Source organism: Pseudooctadecabacter sp. (assembly GCF_020627745.1).
Taxonomy (GTDB): Bacteria; Pseudomonadota; Alphaproteobacteria; order Rhodobacterales; family Rhodobacteraceae; genus Octadecabacter.
Genome location: NZ_JAHDGE010000012.1, coordinates 19,604 through 32,391 on the forward strand (window position 1 = coordinate 19,604; position 12,788 = coordinate 32,391).

Annotated in this window: 14 protein-coding genes; 10 read left to right on the top strand and 4 right to left on the bottom strand. The window is 61.8% G+C overall.

Annotated elements, in window-relative coordinates; translation table 11 throughout:
• The first annotated feature begins 46 nt into the window (after positions 1–46).
• Both QZ653_RS07155 and QZ653_RS07160 read left to right on the top strand, forming a co-directional pair.
• On the top strand, positions 47–976 hold the full coding sequence (locus QZ653_RS07155; RefSeq protein ID WP_296418957.1) for a DMT family transporter: 930 nt from the start codon (positions 47–49) through the stop codon (positions 974–976).
• Between the two features lie 43 nt (positions 977–1,019).
• Positions 1,020–1,934, top strand: coding sequence for a DMT family transporter (locus tag QZ653_RS07160; protein WP_296418959.1), 915 nt, complete (start codon positions 1,020–1,022; stop codon positions 1,932–1,934).
• Here QZ653_RS07160 and QZ653_RS07165 read toward each other — a convergent pair.
• Positions 1,870–2,538: a thiamine diphosphokinase gene (locus QZ653_RS07165; RefSeq protein ID WP_296418960.1), complete on the bottom strand. Its 669-nt coding sequence runs from the start codon at positions 2,536–2,538 to the stop codon at positions 1,870–1,872. The two genes, QZ653_RS07160 and QZ653_RS07165, sit on opposite strands and share 65 nt — an antisense overlap.
• A 139-nt stretch (positions 2,539–2,677) precedes the next feature.
• Between QZ653_RS07165 and QZ653_RS07170 the strand changes: the two genes are divergently transcribed.
• Positions 2,678–4,837 carry a hypothetical protein gene (locus QZ653_RS07170; protein WP_296418961.1) on the top strand — a complete coding sequence of 720 codons (2,160 nt, stop codon included), beginning with the start codon at positions 2,678–2,680 and terminating at the stop codon, positions 4,835–4,837.
• Between the two features lie 212 nt (positions 4,838–5,049).
• On the opposite strand, the gene QZ653_RS07175 is transcribed toward QZ653_RS07170, so the two are convergent.
• On the bottom strand, positions 5,050–5,274 hold the full coding sequence (locus QZ653_RS07175; RefSeq protein WP_296418963.1) for a DUF2842 domain-containing protein: 225 nt from the start codon (positions 5,272–5,274) through the stop codon (positions 5,050–5,052).
• A 15-nt stretch (positions 5,275–5,289) separates the two neighbouring features.
• A complete protein-coding gene (locus tag QZ653_RS07180; protein WP_296418965.1) occupies positions 5,290–6,582 on the bottom strand; it encodes an adenylosuccinate synthase in 1,293 nt (430 codons plus the stop codon).
• Between the two features lie 147 nt (positions 6,583–6,729).
• Between QZ653_RS07180 and QZ653_RS07185 the strand changes: the two genes are divergently transcribed.
• On the top strand, positions 6,730–7,128 hold the full coding sequence (locus QZ653_RS07185) for a DUF6524 family protein (protein WP_296418967.1): 399 nt from the start codon (positions 6,730–6,732) through the stop codon (positions 7,126–7,128).
• Between the two features lie 8 nt (positions 7,129–7,136).
• Here QZ653_RS07185 and QZ653_RS07190 read toward each other — a convergent pair whose 3' ends face one another.
• On the bottom strand, positions 7,137–7,832 hold the full coding sequence (locus QZ653_RS07190) for a hypothetical protein (RefSeq protein ID WP_296418969.1): 696 nt from the start codon (positions 7,830–7,832) through the stop codon (positions 7,137–7,139).
• 157 nt (positions 7,833–7,989) lie between these two features.
• Between QZ653_RS07190 and secG the strand changes: the two genes are divergently transcribed.
• From secG to QZ653_RS07220, 6 genes are all read left to right on the top strand, one after another.
• Positions 7,990–8,355 (top strand): preprotein translocase subunit SecG, encoded by a 366-nt coding sequence (secG, locus tag QZ653_RS07195; protein ID WP_296418970.1) that lies wholly within the window; start codon positions 7,990–7,992, stop codon positions 8,353–8,355.
• Between the two features lie 205 nt (positions 8,356–8,560).
• Positions 8,561–10,204 carry a CTP synthase gene (locus QZ653_RS07200; protein ID WP_296418972.1) on the top strand — a complete coding sequence of 548 codons (1,644 nt, stop codon included), beginning with the start codon at positions 8,561–8,563 and terminating at the stop codon, positions 10,202–10,204.
• Positions 10,205–10,301: 97 nt separating this feature from the next.
• Entirely contained in the window at positions 10,302–11,069 is a 768-nt protein-coding gene (gene rlmJ, locus QZ653_RS07205; RefSeq protein WP_296418974.1) for a 23S rRNA (adenine(2030)-N(6))-methyltransferase RlmJ, read from the top strand.
• Positions 11,070–11,107: 38 nt separating this feature from the next.
• The gene (locus tag QZ653_RS07210; RefSeq protein ID WP_296418976.1) at positions 11,108–11,536 is read left to right on the top strand and encodes a TerB family tellurite resistance protein; all 429 of its coding nucleotides are present in this window, start codon (positions 11,108–11,110) and stop codon (positions 11,534–11,536) included.
• Positions 11,537–11,574: 38 nt separating this feature from the next.
• A complete protein-coding gene (locus tag QZ653_RS07215) occupies positions 11,575–12,015 on the top strand; it encodes a TerB family tellurite resistance protein (RefSeq protein ID WP_296418978.1) in 441 nt (146 codons plus the stop codon).
• A 2-nt stretch (positions 12,016–12,017) separates the two neighbouring features.
• Positions 12,018–12,776: a phosphate/phosphite/phosphonate ABC transporter substrate-binding protein gene (locus QZ653_RS07220; RefSeq protein WP_296418979.1), complete on the top strand. Its 759-nt coding sequence runs from the start codon at positions 12,018–12,020 to the stop codon at positions 12,774–12,776.
• The last annotated feature ends 12 nt before the right edge of the window (positions 12,777–12,788 follow it).

Genomic DNA, 12,788 nt, shown 5'->3' on the forward strand with positions numbered 1-12,788 from the left:
TCGGTTTTGAACAGGCGGCAGGCGACGCGGGCTGCGACAAGGCGTCATGACAGCCGTACCGCATACCGACCGCATCCCGCTGGGCATGGCCCTGATCGTGGGGTTTTGCCTGACAGCGCCCCTCTTGGACGTCTGCGCCAAACTGGCCGCAGACGTGGTGCCCGTGGGCCAGATCACAACGGCCCGTTTTGTGGTGCAGACAGCGTTGATGTTGCCGGTGTGCGCGGCCATGGGCCTGCGCCTGACCCTGCCGCGTGCGTTGTGGGGGCTGATGGCGGCGCGTGCGCTGTTCTTGATCCTGTCGACCTATCTGATCATCGCGGCCCTGCGGTTCATGCCCCTGGCCGACGCGTTGGCGATTGTCTTTGTCGAACCGTTCATCATCCTGCTGTTTGGCAAGATCATGTTCGGTGAACTGGTCGGCCCCCGCCGCCTGATCGCGGCCACCATCGGCTTTGCGGGGTGCCTGCTGGTGATCCAGCCCAGCTTTGTGGCCTTTGGCTATGTGGCGCTGCTGCCCTTGGGCACCGCCGTCAGCTTTGCGGCCTATGTTCTGGTCACCCGAAGCCTGCGCGGGCGGCTTCATGCGGTTGAGATGCAGTTCCAGACCGGGGTGGCCGCCACTGTGATGTTGGTGCCCCTGATGCTGCTGGCCAATGGGCGCGGCTGGCCCACCTTGGACCCGATCTGGCCGGAGGGGCCCTATTGGGCGCTATTATTCGGGGTCGGTTTCTTTGCGACCGTCGCCCATATGATGATGACCTATGCGCTGACAGTCGCCCCCGCCGCGACCCTCGCCCCCTTGCATTATCTTGAGATAATAACAGCCGCTGTCCTCGGCTATCTGATCTTTGATGACATCCCCAATGGTCTGGCGCTGTGGGGGATCGTGATCATCATGGCGTCCGGCCTTTATGTGGTGCACCGTGAACGCATCACCGCGCGCGCCATCACACCCCCGCCCGGCCCCGTGTGAGGAGTGGGTTTACGGCCAGTGGTGCAATCCCTAGCGTGACCCCATGACCGACCGTCCGTTTCTTGGTGTCCTGCTGATGCTGGGCTTTTGTGTGCTGGCACCCTTGGGGGATGCGACGGCGAAACTGCTGGGCGATGACATGTCCGTGGGGTTTCTGGTGTTCGTGCGGTTTGCGGTACAGGCGCTGTTGCTGCTGCCGCTGGTGATCTTGGCAGGCTACCCCATGCCGCGCGGGTCCCGCCTGATCCGGCTGACGGCCCTGCGGACGGTGTTGCACATCTGCGGGATCGGGCTGATGTTTTCGGCGCTGCAATACCTGCCGCTGGCCGATGCCATCGCCATCGCCTTTGTCATGCCCTTTATTATGTTGCTGCTGGGCCGTGTCTTTCTGGAGGAGGCCGTGGGCCCCCACCGTCTGATCGCCTGCGCGGTGGGCTTTGTGGGCACCCTGCTGGTCGTCCAGCCCAATTTCGCCACCGTCGGCGCACCTGCCCTGTTGCCTATGGGCGTCGCCGTGGTCTTTGCGCTGTTCATGCTGGTCACGCGCCAGATCGCCAAAGAGGTCGATCCCATCGGCCTGCAAGCGCTCTCCGGCCTGATGGCGGCCCCGCTGGTGGGGGTGGCACTGGTCCTCTTCCCATGGGTCCCGATCCTCGCCACCGGGCCGGTCGCAGGGACCGACTGGGCGCTTCTGGCATGGCTCGGCACCCTCGGCACTCTCGCCCATCTGCTCATGACATGGAGCCTGCGGTTCGCCCCGTCGGCCACTTTGGCGCCGATGCAATACCTCGAAATCCCCATCGGGACCGCCATCGGCTATCTGGTGTTTCGTGATCTACCCAACGGGCTGGCCGCCCTTGGCATCTGCATCACCATCGCAGCCGGCCTCTATATCATTGTGCGGGAACAACGCCTGTCAAAGCAGCCACAACCGTCTGCAGCGCCTCCGGCGGCATGATCACGGCCAGTCCCGGGGTGGCGTTGATCGTCACCACCTCCGCCGCCGCCTCATTGGAGGACCCGATAAAATCGCGCATGGACATGGTGGCTTCCGTGACCTCCCAACGCAGGCCGTGGGTTGTGACCACGGGCTCGGCCAATGGCATCAGGGATATGCGCAAACCCACCGGCACCGTCATCGTAATCTGATCCGGCACCACGAAGACCAGATCATCCTCCCCGAGCAACACAACAGGCCGGTCGTATTTCTGCAAAACATGCAACGCCGCCATCGCGTGATCCAGCCGCTGGCCCAAAAACCCCACGCCGATGATCAAAGGCGCATCGATGTTGCGCAGCGCCTTGTCGAAATCCGTGCTGTCCTGCTCCGCGATCTGATGCAGAACGTCACTGTAAGCGTCCTTGGCGGCCTCCGACACCGAATCCATGTCCCCGATCACAGCCACCGGATCAAGGCCCGCCCAAAGGGCCGTGTCCGCGCCCCCGTCGGCACAAACCACATCCGCGCCATATTTTAACGCTTCCGTAATCAGACTGTGGGCAACCTGCGCCCCACCGATCAGCGTGATTGGCTTGGGACTTGAAACAATGGGGCTGTTCACGTTTGATTACCTTTGATTTTGGAAACGTGCCCCAATTTGGTCACGAAATAATACCCAAGATAACGCGGTTCTGTTCCGGATTGCGAACCAATTGATGGTAAACAGGCTGTCAAAGGTTTGAGTAGAAAGCGAGCTAATCATGGTTGGAACGAGTAAGATTCTCACCGTCTCATACGGCACATTTTCGTGCACGTTGGAGGGGTTCGACGATTCCTTCAACACGATGAAGGCGATTGCCGAATACTTCCGCGGCTTGGCCGCCGATGACAGGTATTTCGGGGCAGAACCCCCCACCCCCGATGCAGAAATGCTGGCCCGGATTGCCGAGAAAGAAATCTCGCGCCGTGTGGATGCCCGTATGGAAGACGACGGCATCGTGCTGCGCCCCGCCATGGTGACGGACCAGACGGCCCCTGCCCCTGCAGCCGATGCACCGCAGGCCACCGACGCACCGCAGGCCACCGACGCACCAGATGCCGAAGACACCCCAAAGACCGAGGACACGCTTAAAGTCGAGGACGCAGCGCAGCCCGCGCAAGACGCACCGGTTGCGGCTGAACCACAGATGACAGAGCCGCAAGTGGCCGAGGCACCCGAGGCACCAATCGAGGAGCCCACTCTCCCTGAGAAGGATGTCATCGACCATGCGGCGCGCAAAGCCGCCCGTAAGGCCGCCCGCCGCGAGGCGAAGGCCGCCGAATTGGCAGCAACCCTTCAGGCAAACGCTGACGCAGACGATGCAGGCAGCGACGCCGAAATGACAGACCCGAAGGATGCGGCCGACACCGCCGTGACGGAAGACCCTTCTGCTGACGATATCGCGGCGCAGACCGCGACGCCCGCACCGGCGGAAAATACCGCTGCACCCGTGGCCGAGGTTCCCGCCCACCCCGACGCGGATAGCCTCGCGGCGAAACTCCAGCGCATACAGGCTGTGGTCGGCCCCGCCGACACTGACCCTGCCAACGACCTGACAGAGGATTTTCTGCCTGACGGGGCCGCGTTGAACATCGCAGATGAAACAACCGCCGATGTCGTGGTCGAAACGACACCGCAACAAGACGACGTTCTTCAGGACACGACCCCGACAGGTGAGACCGGCGCTGCGGATGACGTAGCTTCCGCGCCGCAAACCCCTGACATGATTTCCCGCGTGCTGGCGCGTCAAGCCGCTGAAACGGCGGACGTTACCCCACCCGCCGGGCCCGAAACTGCGCCCGAGGCGATCAGCGAACCGCGCGCCCGCGTCGTTCGGATGAAACGGGCGGATTTCGAAAAGGCAATGGCGGACCAGTCAGCCACCGCCTCCGCCGCAGAGACCGAAAAAGCCGTACCGCCGGCCGCTCAGGTCAGTGGACCCAATCTGGGCCTTCTGGATGGCGCGGACGATCTGGATGAATACCTCGAAGACAGCGATTTCGTGGATACCGATCTGGGCGACGATCTGGCGGCCGATCTGGAACAGATCACGCAGGACGGACCGGACACGCCGGATGTCGCCAACGCCGATGCACCTGTGGCCGATACATCTGTGGCCGATGCTGTGACCGAGGATGACACTCCGGCTGCCGAGGTTCCCGCCGAACCTGATGCGGCGGCCTTCCTCGCTGAGGACGAGAACGTCGACGACAAAGCCCTCGATCGCCTCATGTCCGAGGCCGATGCCCATATGCAGGAACCCGAAGGCAACCGCCGCCGTGAGGCGATTGCGCAACTCAAGGCGGCGGTCGCCGCCAAGGAGGCGGCGCGTCAGGTCGGTGAGCCTGAGGATGACGGTCAGGATGTGGAAAACGCGTTCCGCAACGATCTGTCAGAGGCTGTGCGCCCCGAAGGCGGCCCCCGCCCCCGCCCTGTCGTGCGCGCGGCCTCCCGGACAGAACGCCCGCGCCCCGCACCGCTGAAACTGGTGGCCGCCCAGCGTGTGGACCTGCCAGCACCGACAGGCGAGGCGAAAGATGGCCCCGTAACCCCGCGCCGTGTGGCCACACGTCCCGCAGCCGCAGCCCAGCCTGCCGCCGATTCCTTTGCGGAATTTGCCGACAACATGGGTGCGCGTGATCTGCCGGACCTCCTCGAGGCTGCGGCGGCCTATACGTCTTTTGTCGAAGGCGCTGGCGAATTCTCCCGTCCGCAGATCCTGCGGCGCGTGCGCTCTGTCGCGGCAACCGATTTCAACCGCGAAGACGGTTTGCGAAGCTTTGCCGAACTTCTGCGCGAAGGAAAGTTTACCAAAATCCGCAATGGCAGGTTTCAGGTGGCCGATGACAGCCGGTTCAATCCGGAACGTCAGGCCAGCTAGGACGGCACCCTTTCGAAATCAAAACGGCGCGCGGTTCACATCCGCGCGCCGTTTGCATGTCCGGCCATGTTTTCTCTGGTTCAAAAATACCTGAAAACCAACGGCCCACAGTCAGGCGACCCGCGTATGAACTGGCCCTCTCACATCCCCTCACGCGCGACCGAATAAAAAACCGCGCCGCGCAGCGGCACCGCCGGATCAGGGGCCGTGGCTCAGGTGTCGGGGTCGGGTTGGCCGATGCCCTTGAAGATAAATTTGAACGGCAAGGCCCACAAAATCCCCAGCCCGATATAGATGCCCAGTTCCACCCACAGCGGCGGTCGGTCAAGCGGGTCGGGATAAAGCCAGTTCAGGATCGACACAGACAAGATCACGTACACCGGCAACCCCACCAAAAGGATCACCAAAGCCCAACGTTTGCGTGCCTTGTGGGTCATCTATCCGGGTGCCTTTCAGTCCGCAAATGGGTCGGTCACAAGGATCGTGTCCTCGCGTTCGGGTGATGTAGACACTAGCGCCACGGGACAATCGATCAACTCTTCCACGCGGCGCACGTATTTGATCGCCGCCGCAGGCAGATCCGCCCAGGACCGCGCGCCTTCGGTGCTTTCCGACCATCCGGGCATTTCTTCATATATCGGTGTGCACCGCGCCTGTTGATCGGCAGCGGTTGGCAGATAATCCAGACGCTCGCCGTCCAGATCGTAGCCGACGCAGATTTTCAGGGTCTCGAACCCGTCCAGAACGTCCAGCTTTGTCAGACAGATGCCCGTGATGCCGGACGTGGCACAGGTCTGGCGCAGCAAGGCCGCGTCAAACCACCCACAGCGCCGTTTGCGGCCCGTGGTGGTGCCAAATTCATGGCCGCGTTCGCCCAGCCGTTGGCCGTCGGCATCTTCCAGTTCGGTGGGAAACGGGCCTTCACCCACGCGGGTGGTGTAGGCCTTCACGATGCCAAGGACATAATCAATCGCCGTGGGGCCAAGGCCCACACCGGTTGCGGCCTGTCCGGCAATCACGTTGGAGGATGTGACAAATGGATAGGTGCCAAAATCAATATCCAGCAACGCGCCTTGCGCGCCTTCAAACAGGATCCTTTTGCCGGCCTTTCGTTTTTCCGCCAGCACCTTCCAGACAGGTGCTGCGAAGGGCAGAATTTTGGGGGCAATGTCGCGCAACTGGGCGATCAGCGCATCGCGGTCGATCTCTTCCAGACCCAGCCCTTTGCGCAGCGCGTTATGATGGATCAAGGCGCGTTCCACGCGCAGCACCAGCGTGGCATCGTCGGCCAGATCGGCGACACGGATGACGCGACGGCCCACCTTGTCTTCATAGCACGGCCCGATCCCGCGTCCGGTCGTGCCGATTTTGGCGACGGAATTCTGACCCTCACGCGCGCGGTCCAACTCTCCGTGGAAGGGCAGGATCAACGGCGTATTTTCGGCAATCATCAGGGTGTCCGGCGTGATCTTGACGCCCTGCGCCTCGATCGTGTCGATTTCGTTCAGCAGATGCCACGGGTCCAGCACCACGCCATTGCCGATGACCGACAGTTTGCCGCCCCGCACCACACCTGACGGCAGGGCATGCAACTTGTAAACCTCGCCATCAATGACCAGCGTATGTCCGGCATTATGTCCGCCCTGAAACCGCGCGATCACATCCGCCCGTTCGGAGAGCCAGTCCACGATCTTGCCCTTGCCTTCGTCGCCCCACTGAGCGCCGACAACCACCACATTTGCCATCTTTGACAGGCCCCTTCTTTTCAGAAATCCGCGCTCCTCATAGGGCATCATGCGCGAGGGGGAAAGCAGGCATTTGAGGCATCCTCTGGACAGGGGCCACAACCACCGCCATCTTGGCCGCAAATCCACGACCCAAGGCCCTATTTCATGACCGGATTCCTTTTGCGCTGGCTGTTTGCGTTTGTGTTGCTTGCCGTCACCTACAATCCCACGCCGTACAATTACATCCGCTGGGTCCAGCAGAACGGATCCGAAACCGTCTCCATCGCCGTTCTGGGCGGTCTGGTTCTGCTGGTGGGGTACGTTATCTACCTGCGCGCGACGATGCGGTCGATCGGAGTGGTCGGCATGGCGCTTGTGCTGGGGTTGGTCGCGGCCTGCCTTTGGGTGGCCTTTGATCTGGGATGGGTCAGTTTCGAAGACCCGACCGCCAACACGTGGATCGGACTTGTTGCATTGTCACTGGTGCTTGGGATCGGGCTAAGCTGGTCGCACGTCCGTCGCCGTCTGTCCGGTCAGGCGGATATGGATGATGTGGCGGATTGACCAATCCCCTAGGGGATCGTGAACAAGACGGCTATGGATGCAAACACCAGCACCGCACCGACAATGCGCCCTATCCCGATAGGCGACCCCCAGTATCCTTGTTTCTCGGGCAATCCTCCGATAACGGCCAGCAAAATGACCATCTGCAGGATCAGATAATCCTCACCAATGCCCCGCCCGTCATCGGTCAGCTGAACGTCTGAGGCCATGGCCAGTATCAATGCGGCAGCGAGAGGCGGAAACCACATGAACCCTGTCCGCAAGACGACATTGCCGGTTCTCAGTCGGTCAAGGTCAAGATAGAGGTTCGCCACATCGGGCGTGGCAACAGGGAACCGGAACGCCAGTGCAGCGCCGAAGGCCAGACTGACGACAAACCAGATCGTCACGTGCCGGAATATGAATTCAGGATCCTGGGGCCACAGAACAAGGGTCGTCGACAGCCAGTAATAACTGGCCATCGTGACAAAGGCGAAAATCCGGAAACGGGGGCCAAGAACAGCCCTCATGCGGGGCGACGACAAGGACGCAAGGCGGTCGATCATCAAGAATGGAACGGCAATCACCAAGGCCATCTGCATCAGCCAGTGTCGATCAAACGTCCCGCCAAAGACCCATTCGAACAGCGCCGCCAGTCCCCCGAACCCGATCGCGCTGAGGTACGTGGTCTGGATCACGCGGTTCTTCTTTACAGCGTCCGACATGGCAACCGTTCCTTGTGCGCAAGATGGACCGCGACGAAAACAGGCCGTCCGACCAAGGTCAAGCGTGACCAAGACCGCAAATCGGGCCATTCAAGGGGTTGCGACGCCGCCCGTTCGCTTCTAGATACCGCCTGTCCCATCGCCAAAGGCTCTATCCATGGAAAATCTCGTCCTCGTTGTTCACCTTCTCCTCGCGCTTGCGTTGATTGGTGTGGTGCTGTTGCAGCGCTCTGAGGGCGGTGGTCTGGGCATTGGCGGCGGCGGCGGCGGGGCCATGACCGGACGTGCGGCTGCGACCGCTTTGGGTAAGGTCACTTGGCTGCTGGCCATTGCGTTTATCTGCACCTCGGTGGCGCTGACGATCCTGTCGGCTTCGCAGGCCAGTGATGCGTCCGTGGTGGACGGGGACGCGCTGTTGCCCCCTGCGTCCGAAGGGGTCGAAACACCTAGCGCGGGCGACAGCCTGTTGCCGCCTTCGGTGGGCACGCCCAGTGACACACCTTTGGTTCCGGACGCCGATTAAACCACGACACATTGTGGGCCAAAGGCCCGCATCATCACGATATTGCGGTTTCTGACCGCTCTTTCGTCACGGGTTGGTTGCCACGGGGCTGCGAATCCGGATAGACTTAAATCCCGTGATACATGCAATCCGGCGCGCGCGTCGGGCGGCATTTCAACAAAAATTCGACGGCAGATTTGCCGGGTTCACGGGGGACTTTCAGGCCATGGCGCGTTTCGTATTTATCACCGGCGGTGTGGTGTCGTCCTTGGGCAAAGGGCTTGCGTCGGCGGCACTCGGGTCGCTTTTGCAGGCGCGCGGGTTTTCGGTGCGGTTGCGCAAACTTGACCCCTACCTGAACGTCGATCCGGGCACGATGTCGCCTTTCGAACATGGCGAGGTCTTTGTGACCGATGACGGGGCCGAAACCGATCTGGACCTAGGCCACTACGAACGGTTCACCGGCGTGCCTGCGCGCATGACCGATTCCGTGTCATCCGGCCGCGTCTATTCCAACGTGTTGGAAAAGGAACGACGCGGCGATTATCTGGGCAAGACCATTCAGGTGGTTCCCCATGTGACCAATGAAATCAAGGATTTCATCGACATCGGCGACGACGAGGTCGATTTCATGTTGTGTGAAATCGGCGGCACCGTGGGCGACATCGAGGGCCTGCCCTTTTTCGAAGCCATCCGCCAGTTCAGCCACGACAAACCCCGCGGCCAGTGCATTTTCATGCATCTGACACTGCTGCCCTATCTGGCAGCGTCGGGGGAGCTGAAAACGAAGCCCACCCAGCACTCGGTCAAGGAATTGCAGTCCATCGGCATTGCACCCGACATTCTGGTCTGCCGGTCTGAGCAGCCGATCCCGGAAAAAGAACGCGAAAAAATCGCGTTGTTCTGCAACGTGCGCAAAGACGCCGTTGTCGCGGCCTATGACCTGAAATCCATCTATGAGGCCCCGCTGGCCTACCACGAACAGGGCCTTGATCAGGCGGTGCTTGATGCCTTTAACATCACCCCTGCCCCCAAGCCCGATCTGTCTGTCTGGCATGATGTCTATGACCGCATCCACAACACCGATGGTGAGGTGAATGTGGCCATCGTCGGCAAGTACACCCAGCTTGAGGACGCGTATAAGTCCATCAAGGAGGCCCTGACCCACGGCGGCATGGCCAACCGCGTCAAGGTCAACGTATCATGGGTCGATGCGGAGGTTTTCGACCGCGAAGATGCAGCCCCCCACCTTGAAGGTTATCACGCCATTCTGGTTCCGGGCGGGTTTGGCGAACGCGGCACCGAGGGCAAGATCAAGGCGGCTGAATTCGCACGGACACGTAAAATTCCCTACCTCGGGATCTGTCTGGGGATGCAGATGGCTGTGATCGAGGCCGCGCGCAATGTGGCCGGCATGGCCGAGGCCGGGTCGGAAGAGTTCGACCATGAGGCCGGCAAAAAGCGGTTCGAGCCTGTGGTCTATCACCTCAAGGAATGGGTGCAGGGCAATGCCAAGGTCCAGCGCAAGGCCGATGACGACAAGGGCGGCACCATGCGTTTGGGCGCCTATGACGCAACCCTGACCAAGGGGTCCAGAGTGGCAGAGGTCTATGGCACCACGTCGATCGAGGAACGTCACCGTCACCGCTATGAGGTGGACGTGAAGTATCGGGACAAACTGGAAACGGCGGGGCTGTGTTTCTCTGGTATGTCGCCCGATGGACGTCTGCCGGAAATTGTCGAGTGGTCTGATCACCCGTGGTTTATCGGGGTGCAGTTCCACCCCGAGCTGAAATCCAAACCCTTTGCACCCCATCCGCTGTTTGCCGATTTCGTGCGCGCTGCGCTGGAAACGTCGCGTTTGGTGTGATGTGGTGAAGGATCGAATGGGCTTCGCCCATCCGATCCGCTGGGGCGCTGCCCCAGACCCCGGAGTTTTCGGATCAGAAGAATGAAGGGGCGCGTCCATGCTGTCGTATCAACATGCTTATCATGCAGGCAATCTGGCGGATGTGCACAAGCACGCAGCCCTTGCCTGGGTCCTGTCCTATATGACCCGCAAGGACAAGCCGCTGACCTATGTGGAAACCCATGGGGGCCGCGGACTTTATGATCTGTCGGCGCCCGAGGCGGTGAAGACCGCAGAGGCCGCAGCGGGGATTGAATCTGTCGCGGCTTGGTTTGAGGGCACGGCCTACGGGGATGTTCTGGCCGCCTGTGAGGCCGAACACGGGGACCGTGCCTATCCCGGCAGCCCGTGGATCGCGTCCCATCTGCTGCGAGGCGATGATGTGCTGCATATCGCCGAGTTGCACCCGCAAGAGCATGACGCCTTGCTGGATAGCGTGCCTGCCGCCTACATCCATCATCAAGACGGGTTCGACATGGCCTATTCCGTTTGCCCGCCCATGCCGCGCCGGGGGCTCATGATGGTGGACCCGTCGTACGAGGTGAAAGACGAATATCTGGAGGTGCCCAAGCACCTGATAAAAATCGCCAAAAGCTGGCCGGTGGGCGTGATGATGCTGTGGTATCCTGTGTTGACCGACGACCGTCACCGGCCGATGGTCAGAACGCTGGGCCGTGCGTTTCCTGACGCGCTGCGCCACGAGGTCGGCTTTGCCCCCGCGCGGGAAGGGCACCGGATGGTCGGCTCCGGCCTGTTTGTGGTGAACCCGCCGTGGGGGCTGGATGAGATGCTGGGCACATTGGCGACGCGATTTAAGTCGCTTTGAGGCTTGCCCCCGCGCGGGGTCTGCCTAAACTCCATCCCATGTTTGACCGTATCATTGCCCGCCTGCGGGCCGCCGCCACCGAAATCACCCCTATGCCAGACGCCGACGCACGTCACGCGTTGGGCGCGCTTCTGGTGCGGGTGGCCAAGGCCGACGGGGCCTATCTGTTTCAGGAGATCGAGGAGATCGACCACCTGCTGGCCGATCTTTATGCGCTGAACGCGGTGGAGGCCGCCAAGATGCGGGCGGAATGCGAACGGCTTGAAGGGGCGATGCCCGACACCCAAGAATTGGCCGGCGTTTTGAGCACTGCGATTTCGCCCGAAGAACGGGATTTGTTCGTGCGCGCCCTGTGGCAGGTCGCGGATGCGGACGGCCAACGTCATGAGCGTGAACAGCAGGTGGTGGCCATCGCCACCGAAACGTTCGGCATGGCGCCGGAGGCTGCGGCGGCCTTGCGCGGCTAAGGGTTGGCCTTTTTGGCAGGCCTGCCTATATCCACCCCATGTTTGCTGATTTGTTCAAGCGCCTGACCGCGCCCGACCCCGCCCCTTTGTCTGACACCGACGCCCGCGTGGCCCTTGGCGCGCTTCTTGTGCGGATTGCGCGCACGGATGGCACCTATGATCCCGACGAAAAGGCCCAGATCGACGCGGTTTTGATGTCGCGCTACGGGCTGTCCGACACCGGCGCGCAAGCGCTGCGCACCGAGTGTGAGGCAGCGGAGGCCGAGGCCCCGGATACCGTACGCTTCACCCGCGCCATCAAGGATGCGGTGCCCTATGACGACCGGATGGGCGTGATTGAGGCCCTATGGACGGTGGTCATGGCCGATGGCAAACGGGACAAGGCCGAAGACGCGCTGTTGCGGATGGTGGCACCCATGTTGGGCGTGTCCGATCAGGACAGCCACAAAGCGCGGTTGCGCGTCTCGTCCGACGACTAGTCATGATCGCAAGTCTGCCCATGTATGACCGGCCTGAAGCACAGGCCGCCAATGATGCCCTGTGGGCCGCCGTACGCGACAGGCTGGGCTACGGACCTGACCAGTTGGACCGCACCACGCCCTTTACGGAGACCTGGGCAAATCCCGATCTGGTGCTGGGCCAGATTTGCAACCTGCCCTACCGCGCCCGGTTTCGCGGTGATGTGATTCTGTTGGGATGCGGGGACCACCGGTTGGACGACACACCAGCCGGTTACTACCATTCGGTCTTTGTTGTGCGCAAAGACGATGCCGCCCGCGGGCTGGCACCGGCTGTCTTGGGCACATTCGCCTACAATGATGCGCTGTCCCAATCCGGTTGGGGCGCGCCGGTGACACGGATCGCGGCCCAAGGGCTGCAGTTCAAATCGACGCTGGAAACCGGGTCCCATCTGGCCAGCCTGCGCGCCGTGGCCGAGGGGCGCGCCGATCTGGCAGCCATTGATGCCGTCACTTGGGCGCAGCAATTGACGTGGGAACCGCAGGCGCGGGACTTGGCCGTCATCGGGCGCACGGGGTTGTCCCCAGCCCAGACCTTCGTGACCGCTAAAGGGCGGGACCCTGTCCCCATCCGCGCCGCCTTGGCCGACGCGATTGATACCTTGGACGCCGCACACAAAGACGCGCTGCGCCTTTACGGTTTCGTCACGCTGCCCGCCAGCGCCTATGACAGTCCTGTGCCGATCGCCCCCAAGACCCCATTGCATTTGGCTGCAATTTAGGTCCTAGTCTGC